Below are 25,500 nucleotides of genomic sequence, written 5' to 3' on the forward strand. Positions count from 1 at the left end.
ACACCAACTCCCCGTTAAATTGATGCTACTGCGAAGCGCCTGAACTCCCTCGGCGAGCGATAGTTCAAGGCGCTGTGCGGATGCTGCTCGTTGTAATGTTCGAAGGCAATGGCCAGGTTACGCAGCGCCGTTTCTCGATCCGGCTTGGGCATGTGCGCCACGTAATCCCGCTTGATCGTCTTCACGAAGCTCTCTGCCATGCCGTTACTCTGTGGGCTGCGCACCGGTGTGGTCACCGGCTGCAAGCCGATCTGTCGAGCAAACAGGCGCGTCTGTTCGGCGGTGTAGGCCGAACCGTTATCGCTGAGCCACTGCACCGGCGTTGCAGGCAGTTGATCACTGAAGCGCTTCTCCACGCTTTCCAACATCAAGTCGCGGATGTCATCGCCGCTGTACCCGGTTGGGCTCGCGACCCAGCCGATGGCTTCGCGATCACAGCAGTCCAGGGCGAAGGTCACGCTCAGTTTGGCGCCGTCCTCGCAACGGAATTCAAAGCCGTCCGAGCACCAACGCGTATCGCTGGTTTGCACCGCAATACGGCCTTCGTGCCGACGCGGCACGCCGGGTTGTTTGATCCGGCGCTCAAGCAGCAGGTTGTGATCACGCATCACCCGGTAAACCCGCTTCACGTTGATCGCGGGTAGCAACTGGGTTTCACGGGCGCGACGCAGCAATCCCCAGACTCGACGGTAGCCATAGCTGGGCAGTTCGCTGACCTGTTGCTGGATTTCGGCCACCAACTCAGCGTCGTTCACAGGCCTGCTTCGCCGTGTCTTGGGTGATACCGATTGCTTGATTCGAACCGTTAATTGCGAGCGCGCCACACCGAGACATTCGCTGACCAGCTTCACTGGTCGTCCCCCGGCAACAAGGGTGAGTGCGCAATCCATTTTCGCGACCGGGCGATCTCCACGGCCTCTTTGAGGATTTCCGCTTCCATCGTTTTCTTGCCCAACATCCGTTGCAGTTCACGGATCTGCTTGAGCGCATCGCTCAGCTCGGAGGCCGGCACCACGGCTTCGCCCGCGCTGACCGCCGACAGGCTGCCGTCCTGATACAGCTTGCGCCACAGGAATAACTGGTTGGCATTGATGCCGTTGCGCCGAGCGACTACCGATACACTTTGCCCTGGCTCAAGACTCTCGCGAACCATGGCCAGTTTTTGCTCTGGGCTCCAGCGGCGCCGCCGCTCCTGGCCCAAAAGCTCCCCACTCTTATCGTTGCTGTTAGTCATAAACATAACCGTTTGCCTATCCCTTATCGTAAGGGGGAAACGGTGTCCTGTCTTTCATGGGGCTCGTTCATAAGCTAAATACACGACCAAAAATAATCCTCGGATCATTTGATGTCGACTCCAGAATGAAGTCGACAGTTCAGCATTTAATCCAGGTCATGGGGTCTATATGAAAGCTCTAGCGTTTTACGCGCAGGCGCTCGACAATAGGTCTAGCGACACTATGCTCAACGAAAACAGCGAGATAATTTCAGTCTCAGAACAGAGACAGAAAACCTTGTCGAAAATATCCCATGTGACCGCAGACGGGAAACTAGCAGCCTCTGGAGATGGATGGAAAATATTCCATCTTAAAAATTATTTCGTAGCGCAGATAACAACATCCGAAAGTGATTCGCTCGGAAGATCCGCACCGATTGTGTGTTTGATTGATAGTCAAAATAGTCCTGATGATGTTGATGTTGATGTTGATATTCAAATGAAAACGTTTCTATCCCGAGTAAACCGGACAGTCGATGCACCAAGACTAGATGAGCTTCTCCAGAATCTGCGAATTTATCAAAAAAAAAGATCTCAACGCGATTCTTTGGCAGGAAGCATGAGATGGATCCAGGAAATAATCAGCTGGATAGTTAGATTCATTCGTAGTCGCCACTAGTAAACGAGAGTAAAAATCTGAATGTCATTGTTTCCGGAAAGTCACTCCAAGCGCAGAGCGATCTTAGTCCTTAACGAGTCAGATATCGAGCACTGTCGCTACGACCTGCCACCAGACGAGCGGAGTTTTTTATATAGTGAAGAAGCGTTTGTTTTGCCGACCTCCGCGCTATCTTCAAAAGAAGAATGCCTTGCCCTGACCAACATCCTTGACTCTGATCAGGTAAGGCATGGCAATATACTTATCCAAAGCCCTTACGATAGAGACGTATATGCTGAACTGCCGGAGGCTAAAGAAGTATTTTCAATGGAAAAAATGCGCCACTTTACTAGGCTTTGCCAGATTCTAGGTGCGTCAAAGGTGCAGATCAAGCAAGTGGACATTACAAAAGAAGGGGCAACCTCCACTCTCAATCTAGAAGGCCGCACTACTCTAGCGACAGCCGAAGTATGTTATGAAAGCTCAATTTCAAAAGTTCTAAAAAACGTGTTTTCAATTAGCAGTAGCTATTCCGGCGGACAACCTGACATTACAGGGGCCGAGCAGTACCTTCGTAAAAACCTGCTTTGGAATGACTCTGTGCTACGTGGGCTTGTAGAGCAGCGCGGTCATCAAAGCAACCAAATAAAGGATCAAAATATTTGTATCAACCTAACACGGGAAGCCAACAAAAGCCTGAGCGTGGCCGCAAAATTAAATTTACCAATAAAAAATATTGGAATTCAGGCAAACTATAGAGAGGTCGCTAGCGCCTCTGAGGAGTTAAGCTTAACAATGAACGTGGTTTTTTAATGCCGCACTTACTTCTGAGACAGCTTGATGGCCGCCCTGGCTCGCTAGCGCTTAACCCTTCCTACGTTTCGTAAACAGCCATCCTCCTCAGTTTTATACGGTTGTCGGCTAATAGCCGAGTGCCCCCCACCAAGGATAGCGTTGGGTCGATATCAGCCGATCACGACTGACCGCTTTTGGCCGATAGCTGCCGCTTATGGAGGGCAGCTTTCGACTCGAAGCTGTCAGCCAGGACGTAGCTATCGGCTAAGGCGGCTCGATGGCGCAGTTCACAGAGGCCATGTTGATACCGGACTAATCCGTCGCTAGCCTCAGCAAATCCCAATCCTTGATGCTCGAAGTGATTATAGATTAGAAGTGTCATCGTAAATCAGCTTGAAAACTCGGCATCCTCCTCTTTCTTTAGAAAAAGATCGGCATATTGCAAAATAATATCAGCATAGGAACCTACCAGACCCATAATAAAATTAAACACATCAACAACCATTAATGGTGACAGCTTATGCTTCTTGTGCCCGTCATAGCCACTATTATGCGAATAGTCATTTCTAATTCTAAGAAGCTTGGCACAGAAATCATCCGGCAAGCTGGGAAGAATTACGTTGAACAGCACACTAGAAAGCCTAGCAATTTGATTTGGATCATGGAGCGTTGCTCTTGATAGAGCAGCCTTTAAGACCTCATAACTTTGGCAGCCCTTAAGCTTTAAGTAAGCTTTATCTTTATCATTTAACTTTTCAATCTGGCTTACTGCTAGCTCAGCATGGCTCGACTTATCAAGAATTACAGAAAACAAATCGTGAACAAAGCCCTCATATGCTGAGACGATGCCGACCATCATAACCCCACAGAGAAATTGACTGCTTTTTTCTGCGGAGCTTTCCATCACCGGGAATGAAATGCTTATCGATTCCATATTGTCTTTAAATTGGAAAAGCTTATCCTGCATTGACAACAACAAACTTACCCACTCGCCGCTTTCCTCTACCTGCCCTCCCCAGAAATCCATGTCTCTTAAGGCCGCCTCCAACTCCCGCTCGTTCTCGTCCCAATCAAACTCTAACTCCCCAACCCTAGAACCACTATCATCATTCATTTTTTAACCTACATAATATGAAGTATTAACCATGGTGCCAGCATTGTCGAAAATTTACGATTTAGCCAATCTGTGCATCGACCGGTTGAATCCACAGCCGAAAGCGGTCCTTGGCGAACGACCATCCTGGGTCGATTGCTGCCCTTCGCAACTGGCAGAAATCGGCCAAAGGCGAACGATCGTGACCGACAATCCTCGGCCAGTCCCCGGTCATTTGCGATTGGTTGCTCCAGTGTCAGTGTGTCCTTGTTCTCGCGAGCAACAATTCTCTATCTGCAAGGTCGTTTAGTACATGCATTTTCCCGTGACAGTTGCGGCACAGTGCGACACTGCAGCCACCGAGCTCTTCATGGCGCTATTCCTATGGCTAAGTCCGTGAGATCCACAGACTCAACCGGTCGTCATCCTATCCGATTCAAACACCGCAAAGCATTAGGTCAACTAGCTACCTTCCAAGGTTCGATAAGGGTCGAATGCAGCCCTTCCTAACCGACAGCTTTTGATGAGGTCACTCGACAAACGCTTTAAAGCGCATCTCTAGATGGGTTTCGGTAAGCGTGCATTTCCATCTGTCTTAGGATTAACCGTAGGCAGACATAAACGTTAGCCACCCCCAATGATGGCAAATAGACATGATGCGCAAGAAGTTGCGCACTCACCGTCCTGAAAACACTGCCCTATCCTGCTCCAGGCCATGTCACACAAGGCCTGTAGCCAAGTGCGCAAGAAGTTGCGCAGCACTGCGCAACTTCTTGCGCACTTTAGCGACTCTTCCTACATCAAAACAGGGAATGTCTGACGCAGGTAACGCATATCTCCTTGATTTATATGCGAAACGCACTACATGGCACGAAGCTTGAAGTGTAGGAGTACCCACCGGGCGATCTCGCCTCCCGGGCACCCTCATTTATTTAGCAAGGAGAGCATCCATGGCTACACCAGCGTATATGTCCATCACTGGCACCAAACAAGGTCTGATCACCGCCGGTGCATTCACCGCTGATTCGGTTGGCAACACCTACCAGGAAGGTCACGAAGACCAGGTCATGGTTCAGGGTTTCCAACACGAAGTGATCATCCCGCGTGACCCGCAGTCCGGCCAACCAACCGGCCAACGCGTTCACAAGCCAGTGAAAATCACCAAGGTTTTCGACAAGTCCTCGCCACTGCTGCTGGCGGCTCTGACTTCCGGCGAGCGTCTGACTTCGATCGAAATCAAGTGGTACCGCACCTCGGCTGCCGGCACCCAAGAGCACTACTTCACCACCAAGCTTGAAGACGCGATCATCGTCGACATCAAAGACTACATGCACAACTGCCAAGACCCGGCGAACTCGCACTTCACTCACCTGGAAGACGTAGAGTTCACCTACCGCAAAATCACCTGGACCCACGAAGTATCCGGTACTTCGGGTTCCGATGACTGGCGTTCCCCGGTCGCTGGCTAAGTCTGGCCGACCGTTACAAAACATCGGCCAGCTCTGCTGGTCGATGTTGTTTGCGCCACCCAAGAATTCTTGCATTCGTTGAGCGCCCACGTGGGCCTCGACGGATGCTGCTGCACTGCACGAGGAACAACGGATGTTCGCGCCGGCCAACCAGACTCACTTCAGCCTGACCGTAGAAGGTCTTGCGAACGATCTTCAGGTACTCGCCCTCACCGGTCGAGAAGCCATCAGTCAGCCCTTTCAGTTCGACGTCGAACTGGTCAGTGAACAACCGTCCCTGGACCTCGAAAGCCTGTTGCACAAACCGGCGTTTTTACAGCTCGCGCAAAACGGCACCGGCATTCACGGGCAGATCTATCGCGTGGCCCAAGGCGATGCCGGTAAACGCCTGACTCGCTATTCGGTGACCCTGCGTCCGCAGCTGTCTTACCTGGCGCACCGCATCAACCAGCGCATTTTCCAGAACCTCAGCGTGCCGAAAATCATCGGCCAGGTCCTCGAAGAGCACGGCATCCAAAGCAATGCCTATGAATTCAACGTCGGGGCGATTTATCCCGAGCGCGTGTATTGCGTTCAGTACGATGAATCGGACCTGCATTTCATCCAGCGCCTGTGCGAGGAAGAAGGTATCCACTACCACTTCCAGCACAGCGCCACCGCGCACAAGCTGGTGTTCGGCGATGACCAGACGGTGTTCCCGAAACTCGCGCCCGTGGCCTACCAGCAAGACTCCGGCATGGTCGCCAACGACCCGGTGATCAAGCGCTTCGACCTGCGCCTGGAAACCCGCACCAGCCGCACCACCCGTCGCGACTACGACTTCGAAAAACCGCGCATCACCCTCGAAAGCGAGTCCCGTGGGGACACCAAACCGGACCTCGAAGACTACGACTACCCAGGCCGTTTCATCGACCGCGAACGCGGCAAGCACCTGGCCAAGCGAAGCCTTGAACGCCACCGCAGCGACTACCAACTGGCCGAAGGCAAAAGCGATCAGCCGCTGCTGGTCAGCGGGCATTTCCTCGCCTTGAGTCAGCACCCCAAAGCCAAGTGGAACGACCTCTGGCTGCTCACCGAAATTCTCCACGAAGGCAAACAGCCGCAAGTGCTCGAAGAGTCGGTGACCAGCGACACCACCGACCTTAAGGACGACTTCCACCAGGGTTACCGCAACCGCTTTCAGGCCACGCCGTGGGACGTGCCAAACCGGCCGCCGCTGGTACACCCAAAGCCGCGCATCCTCGGCAGCCAGAGCGCGGTGGTCACCGGCCCCAAAGGTGAAGAGATCCACTGCGACCAGTACGGTCGAGTGAAGGTGCAATTCCACTGGGACCGCGAAGGTCAGGCCGACGACAAGACCAGCTGCTGGTTACGCGTCTCGTCCGCCTGGGCCGGCGCGCACTACGGCGGCATCGCCATCCCGCGGATCGGCATGGAAGTGCTCGTCACCTTCCTCGAAGGCGACCCCGACCAGCCGCTGATCAGCGGCTGCCTGTACCACAAGGAAAACGTCGTCCCCTACGACCTGCCGGCCAACAAGACCCGCAGCACCTTCAAAACCCTCAGCTCACCCGGTGGCGGTGGCTACAACGAGCTGCGCATCGAAGACAAGAAAGGTCAGGAACAGATCTTCCTGCACGCCCAGCGCGACTGGGATGAAAACATCGAACACGACCAGAAGATCCGCGTCGGCAACGAGCGCCACGACACCGTCGAGGCCAACAGCTACAGCGAGTTCAAGGCCGAAGAGCACCACACCGTCTACGCCGACCGCAAAGTCGAAACCCGCGCCAACGATCACCTGACCGTCGGCGTAAACCAGCACATCAAAATCGGCACCGGCCAGTTCATCGAAGCCGGTCAGGAAATCCACCTCAGCAGCGGCCTGAAAGTCGTGCTCGAAGCCGGCAGCGAACTGACCCTCAAGGGCGGCGGCAGCTTCATCAAGATCGACGCCAGCGGCGTGACCCTCAGCGGCCCGGCCATCAACATGAACAGCGGTGGCAGCCCCGGCAGCGGAACCGGCGCGGCACCACTGATGCCCGGCGCACTCAAGCAGGCCGACGCCGACAAGGCCGGCGCAGTGCTGACCCCGGCGCAAATCAACACCCTCAAGCGCAACGCGCCGTTCTGTGAAGAGTGCGAAAAGTGCAAGGCAGGTGCCTGTGCCATCTGATCGCCTGACTCCCCGCAACTGGCTCGCCAACCGCCCGCTGCAAACCGGCGAGCGCTTGTACCTGATCATCAGCAACGCCAGCGATGCGGCTCCGCTCAACGACTTTTACCAGCAAGAAGCGACCACCGAACTGATCCCGATCTGGGGCGGCACACCCTACGCCGACTGGCAGCCGGTAATGCCGTACCTCGCCGAGCTGAAACCCGGCTCGGCGTTCCTTGAATGGATTGCCGAAACCGACGCCGAAGACTGGGGCTGGCTGGCGGTTTCCAGCAGTGCACCGGACGTGGTGTTCGAACACTTGCGCAGCCTGACCCAGGTGCGCATGCCGGATGGGACTGAAGTATTTTTCCGGTTTTGGGATGGGCGGCATATCTATCCGATCCTTGAAGGCCTCGGCGCTGGGGCGGGTGAAATTCTGCCGGTGTTTGAGCGCTACCTGATCAATGGCCAAAGCCTGGAAGTCGGTGTACGAGGCGTGCCGCCGGCCAAGGCGTGGCCGTGGTGGGAAGTGCCGCAGAAGCTGCTCGATGCACTGGCGGAAAAAGACCACACCACCGTCGTCGACAACCTGATGCAGTGGCTGGGAGAGGACTGCCCGGAACTGTACTTCGCCCTCCCTGAGGACAACCTGCGCCACAAGGTCGAACGCTTCGTCCGTCAACAACCCAATACAGAAGATATGGCCGAGCGTCTTGCGGCTCAGCTGACAAAGGAAGTCACGTCATGATTGATCCCATCGGTAAATTGGTCCTTCAGGTTCTGGACGCCAAGACTCCTGACGTGAGTGTCATTCTCAAGGATTTCAATAACTGCCTCAGCGACTACAAAGCCTGGGCCGACAGTTTCTGGACCGGCTGGGCATTGGATGTAAACCAGACGTTCAAGGTGGGCAACGAAGTCAGCGTCAGTGAGCGAAAAACCAAGACAGGAGCGGTTGAAACATTCGCCACCTGTCCTTTGCTGGGTGATTTCACACTGATCCATATGTTTGAGGCCGCGCGGTTCGTGCCCATTGGCAACACCCCGGTCAAACTCGAACCGGTCAAGAAAGCGATGATCGGGTACGACGTGGTCGGTCCCGTGGTCACCGCAACGATCGGCGCCAGTGGTATTGAAGTCATCAAGGGTTGCAAACGGGGTCAGCTGTACCGCATCACTTTTTTCCCGAACGTCTCTGAAAGCAACGTCAAGGCGCTGTATGCCTCCTACCAGGGCGTCATCGGCAACCTCGATGGCTGGCTTAAAAGTGAATGGTCGGACAAGTTCCAGCCACAATGGGCCAGCTATTCGGCAGTTGACCGCATGGGCAGATCTGCAATTCTTGTAAAGTCAGCGCTCGACAGCCTGGAAAAAGCATTGCTGGGTCTCTGGGACGACGTCAAAAACCTGTTCGAACTGCTCGCCGACCCGATCAAGTCCGCGAAAAAACTCGCCCAGTACCTGACTAAGGAGGAGTTGGACAAACTCTACGCCGCCTCCAAGGAAGCCATTGCCACCGGCCTGCTGATTCTTAGCGATGAACCCCTGATGTTCATCTATGTGTCGGCGATCATCGCTTGGGTCGGCATGCTATCGCCACAAATCTGTGTCGAAGTGATCACCGCGATCAGCAGCTCCTTTTTGATCAACGTTGTACTGGGCATTTGCCTTTCCGGTGGTGTTGGCCTGGCAGTACGCGTCGGCACACAAACCCTGGCCAAGGTCAAATCCGGCACAGCGGTCAAAATGCTGGAGGAACTCGCCGAAAAATTGCTGAGCGTCAGCAAAGGCCATGCGCTCAAAGCGCACGGCGAGACGGTGAAACCTCTCGTTGCAAGCGCGCAAAGCATACCGATGAGCGCGTCCAAAACCGCTGCGTTAAAGATCGAAGAAGCGACTGCGAAAACCGCTAAAGGCCCAGTGCCGAAAACCACCGATACCCCTACGCAGTTGGAGAAAAACGCCTCCGCCTTTGCCCGGAAAAAAACAGAAAAGAAAACCACCCTGGAGAAGAAGGAAAAGGTCGACGACGCCCCCGCCCAGTCGAAAAACCCCGACGAGAAAAGCGCCACCTGCGCCAAGAATACCTGCACCAACAACTGCCCGGTGTCGATGGTCACCGGTGAAGAACTGCTGACCCTGACCGATGGTCAGCTCAACGGTTTGCTGCCTTTCGAGTGGACTCGCCTTTACCGCACCAGCGCCGCGGAAATCGATTGCGGCCTCGGCTACGGCTGGAGTCACGCCTTGGCGCAACGCGTCGACATCACAGGCGACGAGGTGGTCTGGACCGACCACGAAAACCGCGTCACCACGTTCCCGCTACCAAGCGTGCAACGCCCGGCCATTACCAACAGCCTATCGGAAGCGGCGATTTTCCTCGGTGACGATCCCTCCGAGCTGATCCTCACCCAGGCCGGTGAACGCGCCCGGTTCTACCACTTTCGCTACAACAGCAAGGGCGCGACACTGATTGCCATCAGCGACGATTACGACAACCGTCTGCACATCACCCGCGACATTCACGGGCGCATCAAACGGGTCGATAACGGCGCTGGTCGCGCCCTGCTCTTGCGTTACGACCGCAAGCACATCGTTGCTGTCGACTATCAACAGTTCAGCCCGGCCGACAACCTAGAAGACGCCTGGAGCACGGTCCAGACCGTCGTCACCTATGGCTATGACGCACAGTGGCGTCTGATCGAGGCGAAGAACGCCGCTGGCGAAGCCGAGCGCTACGCCTACAACGAGCAGAACGTGATCCTCGAACGGCAACTGGCCGGTGGCGCGAGCTTCTACTGGGAATGGGAAAAGGAAGGCAAGTCGGCACGCTGCATCCATCACTGGGCGAGTTTCTCGCAGATGGACGCGCACTACGTCTGGGATGACAAGGGCAGTGTCACCGTCACCAATGCCGACGGAAGCGAAGAGGTCTATACCCACGACGATCAGGCTCGACTGGTCGCCAAGGTCGACCCGGATGGCGCCGAACACCTCAAGGCCTACGACGAAAAAGGCCGTTTGATTGCAGAGAAAGATCCACTCGGCGCAGTGACCGAATACCAGTACAACGAAGCCGGCCGACTGGTGGCTGTCATCCCGCCGGAAGACGCACCGACTACTTACGAGTACTACAACGGTTTTGTGCGTGTGGTGAATCGGGGTCAGGCGACCTGGAAATACTGGCGCAACGACCAAGGCGACATCACCGAACAAATCGACCCAGACGGCAACTCTACTCACTACAGCTACGACCGCAAGGGCCGCCTGCTGGAAATCCGCCACCCGGATGGCAGCCGTCATCAGTTGGGCTGGAACAACCTCGGCCAACTGCTCGAAGAGCGCCTGCCCGACGGCGGCCAGCGCAAATACCGCTACGACGCACTCGGTCGGCAGATCACTCGTCAGGAAGAAAGCGGCGCCATCACCCACTACCAATGGGACAAAGCCAACCGCCTCGCGCAAATCACCCTGCCCGGCGGCGCCACCCGGGCCTTCAGTTACAACTCTTATGGTCGGGTCACCGCCGAACGCGATGAGCTGGGCCGCGTCACCCGCTACGAATACGCCGATGACCTGCACCTCGTCAGCCGCCGCATCAACCCGGACGGCAGCCAACTGCGTTATCGCTACGACAACTCGCGGCTGTTGCTCAGCGAGATCGAAAACGAACGTGGCGAGCACTACCACCTCGATTACTACGCCAATGGCCTGATCCAGCAGGAAACCGGCTTCGACGGGCGTCGTACCGCTTACGAATACGACCTCAACGGCCAGTTGCTGAAGAAAACCGAATTCGGTGACGACGGCAGCGAACGGGTCACCGAGTACCAGCGCGACGCCGCCGGCCGCTTGCTGGTGAAAACCCTGGCCGATGGCGAGGAAGTTCACTACAGCTACGATGCCCTCGGTCGTTTGGTAAATGTCGACGACGGTCACTGGCCGCTCGCCTACGAATACGACCTGCAAGACCGCCTGATCACTGAGCATCAAGGCTGGGGCACCCTGCGTTATGAGTACGACACGCTCGGCCAGTTGAGCCATTGCCGCCTGCCTGACGGCAGCACACTCGACTACCGCCACCAAGCTGGCGGCCGCCTGAGCAGCATCGACCTCAACGGCTCGCGCCTGACCACCCACCAGTTCAGCGCCGGCCGCGAACAACAACGCCAGCAGGGCCTGCTGCTGAGCCAATACCAGTACGACGAACAAGGCCGGTTGCAGGCGCACAGCGTCAGCCAGCAGGACCGCCACCTGTTCCAGCGCCGCTACGCCTACGACGCCAACGGCAACCTTGCGGGCATCGATGACAGCCGCAAGGGAAATCGCAGCTACCACTACGACCCGCTCGATAGGCTGATCAACGTGCGCGGCAGCACCCCGGAAAGCTTCGCCCATGACCCGGCCGGTAACTTGCTGGGCCAAGGCGATCAGCCCGCCGCCAACCTGGCCAACGTCAAAGGCAACCGCCTGCTGATGCAGGGCGACCGCCATTACGACTACGACGCCTACGGCAATCAGACCCGCGAACGTCGCGGCACCGGGCAAAAACTGGTCACCGAGTACCGCTACGACTGCCAGCACCGCCTGATCGGCGCCAGCCTGCCTGGCGGCAGCAATGCAGCTTACAAATATGACGCCTTCGGCCGCCGCATCGCAAAAACCGTCGATGGCCACACCACCGAGTTCCTCTGGCAAGGCGAACGATTGATCGCCGAAAGCGCCGACAACCGCTATCGCAGCTACATCTACGAACCCGGCACCTTCCGCCCCTTGGCCATGCTCAACGGCGAAGGCCCGCTCAAGGCCGAGCCGTTCTACTACCAACTCGACCACCTCGGCACCCCGCAGGAACTCACCGACTACAGCGGCGAGATCATGTGGTCCGCCAAGTATCGCGCCTATGGCAACCTCGCCACCCTCGACATCGCCGAAATCGACAACCCGCTACGCTTCCAGGGCCAGTACTTCGACGCCGAGACGGGCTTACATTACAACCGGCATCGCTACTACAATCCGGGGACTGGACGGTTTTTGACCCCGGACCCGATCAAGCTTGCGGGTGGGTTGAACAACTACCGGTACGTGCCTAACCCGACAGGGTGGGTGGATCCGTTGGGGTTGGAGACAGTACCAGTTGTCTGCCCGGGCGGCCCTAATTGTGCTCCGAAAGCAAAATCATTAGAGGAGCTCGTTCCCGGAGGTAGCGTTCCTAGCGTTAAGGATGGGGCATTCAGCAAATGGTTTAACCAATTATCCCCAGACGAATTCGACACGGTTTGGTCAAACAAGGCTTATCAGGACTCCATAAAGTCCCGACTACGGCATCCAGGCGGAATGCACGAATGGCACATGGTTTCCCGAGCTGATACGTTCAAGCGTTGGGGTGTCAGTGCAGAACAAATTTATGAGCTACGATCAGCAATCGCTGATGTGAAATTCGTAAATCCGGCAGGCCGTCATGGTGGCAAGGGGTCTACAAAGGCACACAACGAAATACTTGAAGTTATTGATAAATCGAAAAATTATGATGGATTCCGAAAAGGCCTGAATGAATGGGCTGGACGGAGGCTTGAAGGTGGAGCAGACGCCCTACCTTCAGGATTCAAAGATTGAAGGAGCTAGAAATGGGGTTGATCAAGTCCGTCTCGATTTGGGTTGCAAATACAAACTGGGAAGAGTCCACACTTCGAGAGGTAATGAACCCTGCATATTCCGAAGACGGAGACTTTCTTGGCTCCGAATTCACCAACGCTTTTTCATTAGGGTTTGTTGATGACGACTCGATTGAAGCCGATAAAGTCAAGCTGACGAAGTCATTATCTGAAGCAATTGATGGCTTCTCATATGACGTTGATATTTTTGCTGACATCAAACAAAAAAACATCTCATCACCCATACATGAAATAGATACATTAGCTTTGGTTTACGACTATAAATTCTCTGGAGCCCCCTTAACAAACTCAATTAGACACAAGCAATTTTTTTTCTTGGGGAACTTCGAATACAGAGAATAATTTAGTTTAAAAAGAGGGCAGCGCACATTATTTCAATCGTTGCCCTCATCCACAAACGTGGTCTGCCCCTAACTACCCTGGAGGCCCCAACTACACGCCTATAAGCGTAGCGGAGGATCCGACTGCTGCGGCCAAAGTAGATGAAGGGAAACCAGAAGTACCAGGTAAATATACGGTAGGTCCTTATAATGGCTGTACCGGGTCTTGATGCTCATCACGTCGGGCAGAAAGCGCTAATGAAAGACATGATCTCCGGCTATGATCCAGCAACGGCACCGTCAATTCTTGTTCCTAAGGTTGGCCATACAACCAAAGGGCCAAATGGTATCGTCTCCCGAAGAACAGCGGGACTTTCGAACCCACGACAGGTGCTTGCACGTGATATTTTTTAACTTCGTCGAGTTTATAAAGATGTACCAAACGCACAGCTAAAGAAATTAATAAAAATAAACAAAGACTCTTATCCTGAAGCTTTTTCCAAGGGAGCAACTACCAAATGAATCCAAAAGACTTTGTGACCGGACTCAAAACCACTGTCGTAGACGACAACATTTCCATTTATAAAGATCTATTTTTTAACACACCCATTGAGAACGCAACCAACGAGTACTGGAAGCGTGCATTGGCTCTATTCAAATCGTTGCATAAGGAACAGCAGGAAGTTTTCCTTGAGGTAATTAGGCAGACAATGGTTGACACCACATCGAATATCTTGGGAGTTATCGATGGAGTTAGTACAATTGATGGCGCAAATGATGAATTTTCAATTGCTTACGGCACAAATCAACAGTCACTAACTGGTGACTTGCAGAGTTTATTTTTGGCTGACGAAGAAAAGTCACCGAAAAGAGAGTAAGTCTTTTAGCTTCTTAAGAGCATAATCGGCTTTGTGCTGTCGATCCGTCAATCATAAGACGTCCTTACAGGTACAACTACTGGATTGGTTTGACCAACACCACTTCGAAATACTTAAATTTCTTCTTCGTCTCAGTCTTGGCCTCCAATTCGGCAACAAACGTGCTTAATGTATTCGCATCGTAAGTGAACACCTCAGTGTTCGCAGCCGATCCGGCTCTCGTGTGGAGTGATGGCCGTCTGCGATTGAAATTTGACACACTACAACTCTACAAGGACAGAACGCCGAACGTTACTGTACCGCACGAGTTAGGTGGCGCAGGCCCGAATTTTGAGCCTTTCACCAAGGCGTACCCTGAATACCGTATCGGTGGCTCAAGTCAACTTATTCCAAAATCGGGCGATCCCACTTACATTAAAGTTGATGAAATCAATATTTTGCCGGAGAAATAAAAGTGCTGACCGACCAGCAGGCCCGCTTATCGCTCAAAGAATTGATTCATAAATACCTGAAAGGCAAAGATCCTGAGCACGACCGCCTGATCGAGATGGTTGAGGATCCTTCGCGCCAAGTGCCCATCAGAGGAGTACTTGAGCACATTAGAAAATTCAACAATGTGCAATTTACGCAACTAGAGCTGGACCTGATCCACGAGCTTTTATACGCGCATGGGTAAGTCGATCTGTCATTAATAATCCTCCTGCGCGCAAATTTAACATGGCCTCTTTGAGTGTTTGCCACTTCCCTGGGTTCATCCCGGCCAGTCCCGTGGAAAGGGCAAATTCGCGAGCCGAACGGCAAAATGTCGACAGGGCCATTGGCGCACGGCCTGCATCGATGTATTACCTTCGTCCATGCTCGTAGGAACGCTCCACTACCATCATTGTTCAAGGTCCGGTTTCCAGCCGTTGTCCAGCCTTTTCCATCTATGCTGGGATTTTGTCGAAGGAGTCGAAGCAAATGCCGGGTGACTACTCGCTATCTGACGTGCTCGAGAGGATGTATCAAAACCAACTCGCTTTAGAGACGGCCCTCATGGAGTTGACGCTTCAATCCGAGGAGCAACGGCTGACCGAAGTCGGCGAAAATATTCGTGGTGCGTTGTTTACGATCGGAGAGAATGCGGGTCACATTAAACAAGGTTTGGCGAAGCTCAAGAATAAAGGCCTCTGATCCAAGCCTTCGCTGATTCCGCGCTCCCAATTTGAGCGGCCGCTTTCGGCTGTGGATTCAACCGGTCGACACCGAAACAGCTCGCCGGTTAAATTGCCGTCTTGATTATCAAACGGCGTCCAATATGACCGACATCTTTCAGGGCAGCTGCCTTTGCGGTGCCGTCAAATACGAAATCCAGTCACGACCAAAAGCCCTTTCTCACTGCCATTGCAGCCAATGCCGCAAAAGCCATGGAGCGGCGTTTGCCAGCTATGGCAGCGTGTTGCGTAGCCACCTGCATCTTGTCCAAGGCGCCGATGGCATCAAGTCGTACCAGTCCTCTGAATCAGTACTTCGCCAGTTCTGCGCCGAGTGCGGTTCGTCGCTATTCTGGTCAAGAAGCCAAGGTGAGTACGCCGAGTGGATCTCGATAGCGATGGGCACTCTGGACTCCACGTTCACTTCCGACAAGCAGAAACATATAGAAGTGGTGTCCAAGGCAACATGGTATGAAATTCAGGATCATTGGCCACAGTCCCAGTGACCGTTTGGGGTCGATTTCGGTCAGTCGTGACAGGCCGAAATCGACCCAAAGCGGGCGGTCGCGACAGGGTGCTTTCGGCCAGAATCGGCCAGTCTGCTTGATATATCGATATGTCCCATTTTTCACCTTATCTCGATGGCCAAGCAGGACGAGCTACGTCATTGATCTGCGATAGCTGATGTCGATCTCGGAGCGTTTTCTGAAAAAATTTGAGAAAAGCAGTAAATAAATCCGAGGAACGTGCCGAACAGTGAAGTAGGTGACTGAAAGTCGGTCGCCGCACCCACTGATAAGGCTCTTGAATGAAGAAGCTGTACAAGCTGTTCCGCACCACTGCCAACATTGCTGGCGCCATCATCTGTTTCGTGCGCAACTACTGCGCGGATAACCCGTGGGTCATATCTGGCCTGAAGAAGCTCATGGTGGTCTCCAGCATCATCATTACGATCCTGTCGGCGATGCTTTGGCACATCTCTGCTACATGGCAAGAAGACGTGGCCCAGATCCAGAACCTCGATCAGGCGAAAGCTATTGCGATCACCACCGCGGCCGCCGTGTTGAACACAAAAGCAGCGATGCTTGGGATGATCGCAGCCCTCCTGAACGCCCTGTACTTTTGGATCGGGACGCTGAGCAGCTCCATTGAGTAATGGACACTCTCTCCAGGGCACATCGTCAGCGATGAATCGTCCCTGATGTCCTACACGCATAGGATGGCTGCTCCTGGCCATCCTCTGCCTGTCGCGACAGGCCGCGAACGACCCATTGCTGCCGGTGACGACGGGTAGAAATCGGCAAAAAGCAGATGTCGGCGCGTATTTCGTTGATGTGATTTATACGGTTTCAGGTATCGCGCAAGCCGGATTCATCGAGAGTTGCCACCGATTTCAGCATCTTCAAAATCACCAATGCAAAAGCACGGCTCTTGGTCTCGTTATCCAGCACTTCCAACGACAATTTCTCGTGGTCGGTCATGGCGTCCAGAACAGTGTCTAGTACCCGCTTGGGGAAAAGGCCGTGCATCACCTGCTCGGTCGTGTGGTTGTTCACCTGGGCCATTACATCCTCTTGGCGACTTATGCGCTGAGCAATACCGGTGAGAAAGTGCAGCTGGTCATCGTCGCTCGTTTCGGCGCCGAAGATATCGTTCAGCGCCTCGATGATTTCCGACAGGCGCTTCTTCTCCGGGTCATGCGCCTTTCCGCTGCCCACGGCTGTAGCCGGGTCAAGCCCGTAGTCGCCACTTTCTTCACTCAGACGTAGCTTATGTTCGGCACGCTTGCTTAGGCGGTAATGAGTCAATTGCAGCTCGCTCACGTCTACATCTTCTTCCATCAGGCGATCTACCCGCAGCAACGGGTACAGATGTTTTGCATACACGCACAACTGCTCCAGTTCGCGGTCCTCAAAGGGCACTATCTGCGATAGGAACTCGTATAGACGCACGAAGCTCTGCAGGTTTTTCTTGAACAGGTCGAGCTGATCGACCTGCTCGCCGGCTTCCTTCAGCGCATGCTCGGCCTTTTTCAGACCAGCACTATCGCCATTAGCCTCAGCCGTGCGTTTGTAATCCAGCGCTTGCTGGCGTGACTCCACGGAGAAGTCATAACGCTTGGCAAAGCGCTCCTTGCCCGGCTGGCAGTAGTAACTCAGCTTGCTGGCTGCAGCCTTGGGGTCGAAGAAGGCGATGGCGAAGGACTCGACCTCAGCCCAGTGGTAAACCCCCTCAGCATCCAGCTTTTTCTGCAGGTCATAGATGATCTGCGGATCGGTCACGTCGGTCAGCTCGGCTTTGGTGTAGTACGGTAGAAAGGCGTCGAGGATGTCTTGGGGCTCGTTAAAGAAGTCGAGGATGAAAGTTTCCTTGGCATCGAAGGTGCGGTTCAGCCTCGACAGGGTCTGCACGCAATCCACGCCCTGCAGCTTCTTGTCTACGTACATGGCGGACAGTTTGGGTTGGTCGAAGCCTGTCTGGTACTTGTTGGCCGCGATCATCACGTTGAAGTCCTGGGTGTCGAAGGCCTTAGCCAGATCACGGCCATTCAAGCCGGTGTTGAGTAGGCTGCTGTTTTCCGTGACCTCTTCGGGGATCACCTCATCCGGCAATACACTGCCCGAGAAGGCCACCAGTGGATGCACGTCTGTGTAGCCCATCTGTTGCACATAAGCTTTGACCGCCAACTGGTAACGAACCGCTTCCTGGCGGCTACTGGTCACCACCATAGCTTTAGCTTGGCCATTGAGCAGATGGCGGATGTTGGTGCGGAAGTGCTCGACGATCACTTCGACCTTCTGATTGATGTTGTACGGGTGTAGCCGCACCCAACGTGCCAGCTTCATGCGCGCTTTCTTCGAGTCCACCTCGTCGTCCGCGCCCTCCGGATGGGCGATCTTCCAAGCGGTGCTATAAGTGGTGTAGTTGCGTAGAACATCGAGGATGAAACCCTCCTCGATGGCCTGGCGCATGGAGTACAGGTGGAAGGCTTCCGGCTTGTTACTGGAGCTGGTCGGCAGCGTCGGGTCAGCCGGGCGCCCAAACAGCTCCAGGGTCTTGGCCTTGGGCGTGGCGGTAAAGGCGTAGTAGCTGATGCGCTCGTTCGGCTGGCGTGCCTGCACGGCGGCGTCCAGCAACTCTTCTGCGCTGACTTCGTCCCCGTCCGGCGCGTCGCTGCCCAGGATGCTTTTGAGTTTGCTGGCCGAGGAGCCTGTTTGTGAGGAATGCGCCTCGTCGGCAATCACTGCATAGCGCCCGCTGGCTAGCTTGGGGTACTTGTCCAGTGCATCGAACAGCGCCGGAAAGGTCTGGATGGTGACGATGATGATGCGCGTCTGCTCGGCCAGCGCCTCGGCCAGTTGTTCGGATTTACTCTGGTTGCCAATATCACGGGTAATCGGCTTGACCACGCCCTGGGCGTGCTCGAACTGGTAGATGGTGCTCTGCAACTGGTTGTCCAGCACCGTGCGGTCGGTGACCACTATCACCGAGTTGAACAACCGCTGGCCATCCTCCCCATACAGCGAAGCAAGCTGGTGAGCGGTCCAGGCGATGGAGTTGGACTTACCCGAACCGGCGCTGTGCTGGATCAAGTAACGTTTACCCGGTCCTTCGGCGCGAGTGGTGTTGATCAGCGTGTTGACCACTTCCCATTGGTGATAGCGCGGGAAAATCATGGACTCTTTGGTGGTAAACTGGCCATCGAAGCCTTCGCTGGTTTTCTTGTCCAGATGCAGAAAACGCCCCAACACCTTGAGCCAGGCATCGGGCTGGAACAGTCGTTGCCACAGGTAACTGGTGGCGTAATGGCTGTCGTCCATAGGTTGTGGGTTGCCAGCACCGCCTTCTTCGCTGCCGAGGTTGAACGGCAGGAAGAAGGTATTCTTGCCCGCCAGCTTGGTCGTCATGGCCACCTCGTGTTGACTCACGGCAAAATGCACCAGGGCGCCGCGCTTGAACGTCAGCAGCGGCTCGGGCTTGCGCGTCAGCGGATCTTTGATCGGGCGGTCGTAGCGGTACTGGCGCTTGGCGTTTTCCACCGACTGCTTGAACTCGCTTTTCAGCTCCAGCGTGGCAGTGGGGATGCCGTTGACGAACAGCACCAGATCCAGCCGCGGGTTATAGCTCTGCCCTCCAGCATCGCTTTCACGAAAATGCGGCGAGTAGGACACTTCCGGCACCACGCGCAGGCGGTTGCACTGGTAGCGCTTTAGGGTATCCGGGTTCATCCCATGGTCGGGCTGGAAGCTGCACAGCTCCACCTTCACCGCCGGCAGCTTGAAGCCGTGGCGCAGTACATCCAGGGTGCCGCTCTGCTCCAGCTCGCGCACCAGCTTCTGCACCAGCACATCTTCCGGGGCATTGGGGTTGGCCTTACTGAACTTGTCCCAGCGCTCCGGCCAGGCCTCCTTGAAGTATCCCCGTACATCTTCGGTGTACAACGCCGTGCGCCGGTCGTAACCGCTGGCCGTGCCGACCAACCAGCCCTGGGCGGCCATCGCGGCAATAATATCCTGCTGGAACTGTGCTTCCTTGCTATCCGCCATTACACGGCCTCTTGTGTTAATTCGCGGGCTTGCGCGCTGGCCGGTAGCTGCCAGCCGCGCACGTCGATCTTACCGGTGACGGCCGCGAAAATAAGGGCGGAGCGGCGTTCTTTGAGGAGTTCTGCTGCCGACGTAGCCTGATCAACTAAAGCGTTGAAGTCACAGTCGTAGTTTTTAACAAAATTGACTACCGTATGCTGCACGCCTTGCGGAGGCAACACTAAAGGCAAATCACCAAGGATGACCATATTAAGTCCTTCCATTGTTGAGCCTTGTGATTCTTCTCGCAGCCTACTCTGATATCTCAAACTCATTAGCAATATTTTTACGAATTCAGGAGTTATCTTGCTTTGACAGAATTTATATCGAACTAGTCTGGGATTTATTATTCCAACTTCAACTTCAGCAGGTACAACAGACACTCGACCAATCGTCCCCATGACCGAGACTAGTACATCTCCTGGGAACACCGTATAACGCTGCATTTCATTGAATTTTTCCTCTGAAATGTAGTAGTCACCTATTGAGAAATCATCTGATATGACTTGCTGTTGGCCATAAACTCTATAGCCAGAATTCGTGTACATGGCCTTTGTCAACGAAGCGCCATATGGACCAGCCACCTTTTCGTCAACGAGAAACTTTAAGGGTGATATGGACCAATGTACCGGCACCTCACCCAGCCACTCAACCCCGGAGTCCTTCATCGGCACCGTGGAGTCGAGGCCTTTGGTGACGGCGAGGGAGATCACGGCCTGCCGCTTTTCCTTGAGCAGTTCAATCAGGCGCAGTTGCTCCTCGATCAGGGCGTCAATGCGTGCGGTTTCGTGGTCGAGGAAACGGGCAATTTGGATTTGTTCTCGAATGTTTGGAAAAGCAACAACGATGGATCTCACATTATCTTTATTGAGTTTCGGCTGAGCTGTTGTTGTCGCAACTTGGAGGATTTGACCCTGACCACCCTTGCTCAAAAGGACCCAGTAAAGGAACTTAGATTGCAAGCTATTGTTGGTTTTCAGTAAATACATGTTGGGAGCTAGTGATGCCTTGTAATCAACGTGTGGCATCAGATAAATCAAGCCAACTGAGCCTACGGAGGCCATAAGTAGCTCGCCACCTACAAGCGAAGACTTTTCAAGATATCTATAGGCTTTCTCGTCAATCCATATACCATCAGTTTCAAGGTTTTGGCGTAGATCGGTCATTCTTATCAACCGAGCGTAGCCTGATGATTGGTATTCCACATTCTCCGCAAGAGATGCGAACGACCCATTTGCTGTGAAGTCAGTGAGTACAGCAATACCTCTCTTCGCAGCATTCACACTCCAATGCTCGGGTATTTTACCCAACCATGCGAGCCCGGAGTCTTTGTACGCAGGATATCTCGGGAGCGTCATGCCGACAGCTCCTCAATCATCTGTTTGATGCGATCGGTACAGACCTTGAGGTCGTGATCAATGGCTTCCAACGGGCGTGGTGGCTCGAACACATAGAAATGGCGGTTAAAGGGAATTTCAAAGCCGACGATGCCGACCTCGCCGTCCTGAACGTCGGTTTTGCTGGCGTCGATCCAGGCATCCGGCGCATGGGGGATAACTTCGCGCTGGAAGTAGTCGTACACCGACTCGCCTAGCGGTACGTTCTCGTTGTCGCGCAGTCCAGCGTCTGCTTCTGGTTGGCCCTTAGTGGTGCAGATATCTGCCTCGGGGTCACGCTCGCTCAGGGCATTAAGCAGGGCTTTCAGCTCTGACGCGCTGAGATTGACGTTGTGCGCTGCCAAGGCTTTTTTCAGCAGCTTGCTGAACTGCTCGCGGTTACGGTGCAATACGCTGGCATCGATGGCTTGCAGGGCGGTTAGCAGTTGCTGGTGCGCAGCGCAGTCGAGCTTTTGCAGAGTTTTTTCGTCCAACACCTTACCGATGCGCTCGGCACTGGTTTGGAAGTTCAGACGAAGCGGCCGCTCGACAGTGATACGGCGGTAACCGAAGACCTCGATGGGGAAGATCTTGCTCTGCACGCTTTGCTCGAAGCGGCCATACAGGCGCACCAGCTCGCTGATTTGCTCGTCGGTGATGTACTGCCGTTTGCTGCCGAGGGATTTGCGCATTTTGGCGAAATGCTGGCTGCCGTCGATCAACTGCACCTTGCCCTTACGCTCGGTAGTTTTGTGGTTGGATAGAATCCACACATAGGTGGCGATGCCGGTGTTGTAGAACATGTCGGTGGGCAACGCGACGATGGCTTCGACCAGATCGTTCTGCAGCAGGTAGCGACGAATCTCCGACTCGCCCGAACCGGCTCCACCAGTAAACAGTGGAGAACCATTGAGGATGATACCGATGCGCGAGCCACCATCGCGCGGACTACGCATTTTGCTCACCAGGTGCAACAGGAACAGCAGCGAGCCGTCGGACACCCGTGGCAGGCCAGGCCCAAAACGGCCATCGAAGCCTTTTTGGCTGTACTCTTCGGTGATCTGCTTCTGCACCTTCTTCCACTCCACGCCGAATGGCGGGTTACTGAGCATGAAGTCGAAACGGGTGCCGGCCAGTTGGTCGTCTGAGAGGGTGTTGCCAAGCTTAATGCTGGCTACATCCTGGCCCTTGATCAGCATGTCGGCTTTGCAGATGGCATAGGACTCAGGGTTCAGCTCTTGGCCGTGCAGGGACACGGAAACCTTGTCGCTGATCGACTGAATGTACTCGTCGCCTTCGGAAAGGAAGCCGCCGGTGCCGGCGGTCGGGTCGTAGATGGTGACGATGCTGTTAGGGGCGAGTTTTCCGTCCTGCCCGGTAATCACCAGCGAGGTGGTCAGGTGCACGATATCGCGCGGGGTGAAGTGTTCCCCGGCAGTTTCGTTGGAGCTTTCCGCGAATTTGCGAATCAACTCCTCGAAGATAATGCCCATACCGAAGTTGCTGATGTAATCGGGGCTCAAGTCGGTGGCAGCAAAGCGCTGCACCACCTGATACAGCAGGTTGGCGGTGGCCAGCTGCTGGACGAAGTCCTCAAAGTGGAAGTGCTCGAAGATTTCACGGGCGTCTTTGCTGAAGGACTGCACGTAGCTCATGAGGTCAGCAGCGGTCTGGGTATCGGACAGGGTGCCCAAGTTCAGCGGTGAGGCGTTGAAGAACTGCTGGCCAGCGGCGCGCAGCAGAATCATTTCGCGTACGGTGTCTGGGCGTCCTTCCTGGGCGAAGGTCTGTTTGATGACTTCAGCCTTGGTCGGCGCCAGCACGCACTCCATGCGTCTCAGTAGGGTGAACGGCAGGATGATGCGGCCATACTGGGACTGCTTGAAATCCCCGCGCAGCAGGTCGGCAATCGACCAGAGGAAAGCGGCCGTCTGGGAATGATTCTCCGTATTCACGCAATAACACCTTGAGGTAGGGGTAAAAGTGCGAGTCTAACACCCGAGAGTGCCCACCAGGAGCGTCCACCGGTTAGATCTACAGGTGAGAGCAGCCGATAAGCGGGGTCCGCTTTTGGCCGTTAGCTGTCTTTCGCGAAGAGTAACTTTGGGTAGATAGCTGCCACCGCAAACTGCGACTATCGACCGAGAAACGGCGCCTCATTCTCATCAACGTCCATTTTGAGGCCGAAGTCCTCGCTCGACACTTGCGCAGCCTCGCCCAGCCGTTGACGCAACGCCGTGGCCAAGTGTCGTTCTATGTGCCAGGCATCCGACATGGCGGCCAACTGTGACGCCAGTTGCGGCGACATACCGAGCAGCGATTCATTGAGCATGCGTGCGACCTGAAAGGCACCCTTTTGCACTACGCTGATTTCCACCAGTTCCCCTTGGGCCTTGCGAAACTCCATCTCAGCCATTTGCGCTAAATATAGTGCTCGCGATGCGTGCGGGCTTTCTGGAAGTCTGGTTGATTGCCCAGGGCGGGATCCATGCGCGGCGGCGCAGCCGTGGAAGTCGGCTCGGATAGGGGTGACAGCTCGCTGTATACTTCGCGCTGGAGCCGTTCTTGATGGTGACGGGCGGTGACGCCAACCTTGCTTGGGTCGGCGGTATCGCGAATGAGCGTTTCGGTGGCCAGGACGTCGACCAGCTTGCCGTTAGGCGAATGCACCAGACGGCCGTTGTCCTTGAGCCAGGTGATGTAGCTGGGCGATCTGCCAATCCGCGCCGCGAAGGCGCTCTTGGATAGGTAGTTGGGGATGCTCATGAGCCTTCCTTTTCAGCGGCTTTTCAATGAGTCCTTTCACGATTTCAGTGGTTGAAATTTCAGTAAGCTGGCGAGCCTGCCACTAACACGATCCCGCGGGTTTCCGACCCCGTGTCCTTTGAAAGTCCCCAGGGTCCCCGGCGCCTTTTTGGTGACCTGGGCTGCAGATCCGCCTCGCTCGACTAGTCTCAGTTGACGATCTGTCAGAGGGAGAGAAGTCATGGAAATGATTGCCGTGCGTTCCAGTGCGATGACCGCTGTTGGTTACGACCCAGCAACGAGACGAATGAAAATCCGCTTTGAACAAGGCCACTCCTACGACTTCTGCGGCGTTCCCTCGGCAGTGCATCAGGGTTTGATGGCGGCCACATCCAAAGGCTCCTACTACAACCGGCACATACGTGATCGTTATCAGTGCTGAGTGACGTCTTCCATTTGGAAAGACGGACATCCCCGCGCAGGTTTCAGCTAGAGAGAATCCGCGAGTTCGATAACCCGTATAGGGGGCGGCCCTCGGGGAGGACCCGGAAAAATCGGCGCCCCGCCCGGCCTACCTGGCTCATGCCTTCGATTCGGCCTGGCTGAGGTCCAGTCGCTTGGCGACCCAGCGCTCGTACAGGCCGACCGCGACATCGGCGCCAGCCATCGCAGTCAGGCAACCCAAGGCACCTGCCGTCCAGATCGACAGGCCCGCGCCGAACAACAACATCATCGCCGACACGCCGCAGACGATGCAGGCACCGGACCGAAGTGCGAGGCGGCGCAGTAACGCCCAGCCTCGTGCCCCATCCTTGTCGGCGCGCCACATCTCGCCCGACACGCCACCGACCAGGGACAGGGCAATCACCAACCAGATCGGCATCTCTGCCAGCGCCTGTTGCTCGTTCGTCATTGCCCTGCCCCTTAAACAAAAAGACCCGGCGCTATGGCCGGGTCAAGTGGTGGGTTGCCTGCCACGCTTTGCGGTCGCACCCATCGAAGATGGCCCCTTTTTACAGGTCGATTCTGCTGGCAGCAAGACCGTTTTAATGCCATCCGGTGAATGTGTGGGTTACGCCCGGTGAACGGCTGGCGAATGTCGGTGAATATCTATCCCGGATGTCTTTTGCTTTGGTGGCGTCCCATGCGTCCCACTTCTTCAAAACAAGGTGGGACGTCTGAAAGCCCCGCAGAGTGTGGGCTTGCCCCACCGTCCTACTTTTATCTCTCCTTTCTCGTGTAAAGAGAGAAATTTAAAAAGCACGCGTGCGCGTGAACGCGCGTACCTGTGCCCGCTACGCACACACGGGTGGGAGATAGGAAAAACGTGGGACGGTGGGA

At 55.0% G+C, this 25,500-nt stretch carries 20 protein-coding genes and 1 pseudogene; 14 read left to right on the plus strand and 7 right to left on the minus strand.

The annotated features are described in order from the left end of the window. Positions 1-14: 14 nt before the first annotated feature. A protein-coding gene (locus BLL42_RS29195) for an IS3 family transposase (RefSeq protein WP_408004014.1) occupies positions 15-1,234 on the minus strand; the annotation gives its coding sequence in 2 pieces (ribosomal slippage) (positions 15-895 and positions 895-1,234; 1,221 coding nt in all). A gap of 169 nt (positions 1,235-1,403) precedes the next feature. Between BLL42_RS29195 and BLL42_RS29475 the strand changes: the two genes are divergently transcribed. After that, positions 1,404-1,892 carry a hypothetical protein gene (locus BLL42_RS29475; RefSeq protein WP_129586927.1) on the plus strand — a complete coding sequence of 163 codons (489 nt, stop codon included), beginning with the start codon at positions 1,404-1,406 and terminating at the stop codon, positions 1,890-1,892. A gap of 21 nt (positions 1,893-1,913) precedes the next feature. Then, positions 1,914-2,684 (plus strand): hypothetical protein, encoded by a 771-nt coding sequence (locus tag BLL42_RS02315; protein ID WP_071550612.1) that lies wholly within the window; start codon positions 1,914-1,916, stop codon positions 2,682-2,684. A 370-nt stretch (positions 2,685-3,054) separates the two neighbouring features. Here the strand turns inward: BLL42_RS02315 and BLL42_RS02325 are convergent, their stop codons facing one another. Next, positions 3,055-3,780, minus strand: a complete 726-nt coding sequence (locus BLL42_RS02325; protein ID WP_071550614.1) for a HEPN domain-containing protein — start codon at positions 3,778-3,780, stop codon at positions 3,055-3,057. Between the two features lie 929 nt (positions 3,781-4,709). Here BLL42_RS02325 and BLL42_RS02330 point away from each other — a divergent pair. The 11 genes from BLL42_RS02330 to BLL42_RS02380 all read left to right on the plus strand — a co-directional run bounded on the left by BLL42_RS02330 (position 4,710) and on the right by BLL42_RS02380 (position 16,608). Beyond that, positions 4,710-5,228: an Hcp family type VI secretion system effector gene (locus BLL42_RS02330; RefSeq protein WP_071550615.1), complete on the plus strand. Its 519-nt coding sequence runs from the start codon at positions 4,710-4,712 to the stop codon at positions 5,226-5,228. A 133-nt stretch (positions 5,229-5,361) separates the two neighbouring features. Further along, complete coding sequence (locus BLL42_RS02335) at positions 5,362-7,404, plus strand: type VI secretion system Vgr family protein (protein ID WP_071550616.1); 2,043 nt, start codon at positions 5,362-5,364, stop codon at positions 7,402-7,404. Continuing rightward, positions 7,394-8,134 carry a DUF4123 domain-containing protein gene (locus BLL42_RS02340; RefSeq protein WP_071550617.1) on the plus strand — a complete coding sequence of 247 codons (741 nt, stop codon included), beginning with the start codon at positions 7,394-7,396 and terminating at the stop codon, positions 8,132-8,134. Before BLL42_RS02335 ends, BLL42_RS02340 begins: the two co-directional genes overlap by 11 nt. Next, positions 8,131-13,002 carry an RHS repeat-associated core domain-containing protein gene (locus BLL42_RS02345; RefSeq protein WP_167368524.1) on the plus strand — a complete coding sequence of 1,624 codons (4,872 nt, stop codon included), beginning with the start codon at positions 8,131-8,133 and terminating at the stop codon, positions 13,000-13,002. The genes BLL42_RS02340 and BLL42_RS02345 overlap by 4 nt, the downstream gene beginning before the upstream one ends. 11 nt (positions 13,003-13,013) lie before the next feature. Continuing rightward, on the plus strand, positions 13,014-13,403 hold the full coding sequence (locus BLL42_RS02350) for an immunity 22 family protein (RefSeq protein ID WP_071550618.1): 390 nt from the start codon (positions 13,014-13,016) through the stop codon (positions 13,401-13,403). A gap of 496 nt (positions 13,404-13,899) precedes the next feature. Further along, complete coding sequence (locus BLL42_RS02355) at positions 13,900-14,259, plus strand: hypothetical protein (protein ID WP_071550619.1); 360 nt, start codon at positions 13,900-13,902, stop codon at positions 14,257-14,259. Positions 14,260-14,456: 197 nt separating this feature from the next. Next, positions 14,457-14,711 carry a hypothetical protein gene (locus tag BLL42_RS02360; RefSeq protein WP_071550620.1) on the plus strand — a complete coding sequence of 85 codons (255 nt, stop codon included), beginning with the start codon at positions 14,457-14,459 and terminating at the stop codon, positions 14,709-14,711. A 2-nt stretch (positions 14,712-14,713) separates the two neighbouring features. Continuing rightward, positions 14,714-14,935, plus strand: a complete 222-nt coding sequence (locus BLL42_RS02365) for a hypothetical protein (protein WP_071550621.1) — start codon at positions 14,714-14,716, stop codon at positions 14,933-14,935. Positions 14,936-15,219: 284 nt separating this feature from the next. After that, entirely contained in the window at positions 15,220-15,432 is a 213-nt protein-coding gene (locus BLL42_RS02370; RefSeq protein WP_071550622.1) for a hypothetical protein, read from the plus strand. A gap of 124 nt (positions 15,433-15,556) precedes the next feature. Beyond that, positions 15,557-15,958 (plus strand): GFA family protein, encoded by a 402-nt coding sequence (locus BLL42_RS02375; protein ID WP_071550623.1) that lies wholly within the window; start codon positions 15,557-15,559, stop codon positions 15,956-15,958. A gap of 302 nt (positions 15,959-16,260) precedes the next feature. Continuing rightward, complete coding sequence (locus BLL42_RS02380; protein WP_071550624.1) at positions 16,261-16,608, plus strand: hypothetical protein; 348 nt, start codon at positions 16,261-16,263, stop codon at positions 16,606-16,608. A 193-nt stretch (positions 16,609-16,801) separates the two neighbouring features. On the opposite strand, the gene BLL42_RS02385 is transcribed toward BLL42_RS02380, so the two are convergent. The 4 genes and pseudogenes from BLL42_RS02385 to BLL42_RS02400 form a co-directional block, all read right to left on the minus strand. Then, positions 16,802-19,999, minus strand: coding sequence for a type I restriction endonuclease subunit R (locus tag BLL42_RS02385; RefSeq protein WP_071550625.1), 3,198 nt, complete (start codon positions 19,997-19,999; stop codon positions 16,802-16,804). Continuing rightward, on the minus strand, positions 19,999-21,204 hold the full coding sequence (locus BLL42_RS02390; RefSeq protein ID WP_161492339.1) for a restriction endonuclease subunit S: 1,206 nt from the start codon (positions 21,202-21,204) through the stop codon (positions 19,999-20,001). The genes BLL42_RS02385 and BLL42_RS02390 overlap by 1 nt, the downstream gene beginning before the upstream one ends. Positions 21,205-21,392: 188 nt before the next feature. Continuing rightward, positions 21,393-23,369, minus strand: a complete 1,977-nt coding sequence (locus BLL42_RS02395; RefSeq protein ID WP_071550627.1) for a type I restriction-modification system subunit M — start codon at positions 23,367-23,369, stop codon at positions 21,393-21,395. A gap of 179 nt (positions 23,370-23,548) precedes the next feature. Further along, positions 23,549-24,180 (minus strand): annotated as a pseudogene (locus tag BLL42_RS02400) (terminase small subunit). Between the two features lie 220 nt (positions 24,181-24,400). On the opposite strand from BLL42_RS02400, the gene BLL42_RS02405 reads away from it, so the two are divergent. Further along, the gene (locus tag BLL42_RS02405) at positions 24,401-24,601 is read left to right on the plus strand and encodes a KTSC domain-containing protein (protein WP_071550628.1); all 201 of its coding nucleotides are present in this window, start codon (positions 24,401-24,403) and stop codon (positions 24,599-24,601) included. A 138-nt stretch (positions 24,602-24,739) separates the two neighbouring features. Here the strand turns inward: BLL42_RS02405 and BLL42_RS02410 are convergent, their stop codons facing one another. Then, on the minus strand, positions 24,740-25,072 hold the full coding sequence (locus BLL42_RS02410) for a phage holin family protein (RefSeq protein WP_071550629.1): 333 nt from the start codon (positions 25,070-25,072) through the stop codon (positions 24,740-24,742). Positions 25,073-25,500 lie beyond the last annotated feature (428 nt).

The organism is Pseudomonas frederiksbergensis, from assembly GCF_001874645.1.
In the GTDB taxonomy this organism is placed as follows: Bacteria; Pseudomonadota; Gammaproteobacteria; order Pseudomonadales; family Pseudomonadaceae; genus Aquipseudomonas; species Aquipseudomonas frederiksbergensis_B.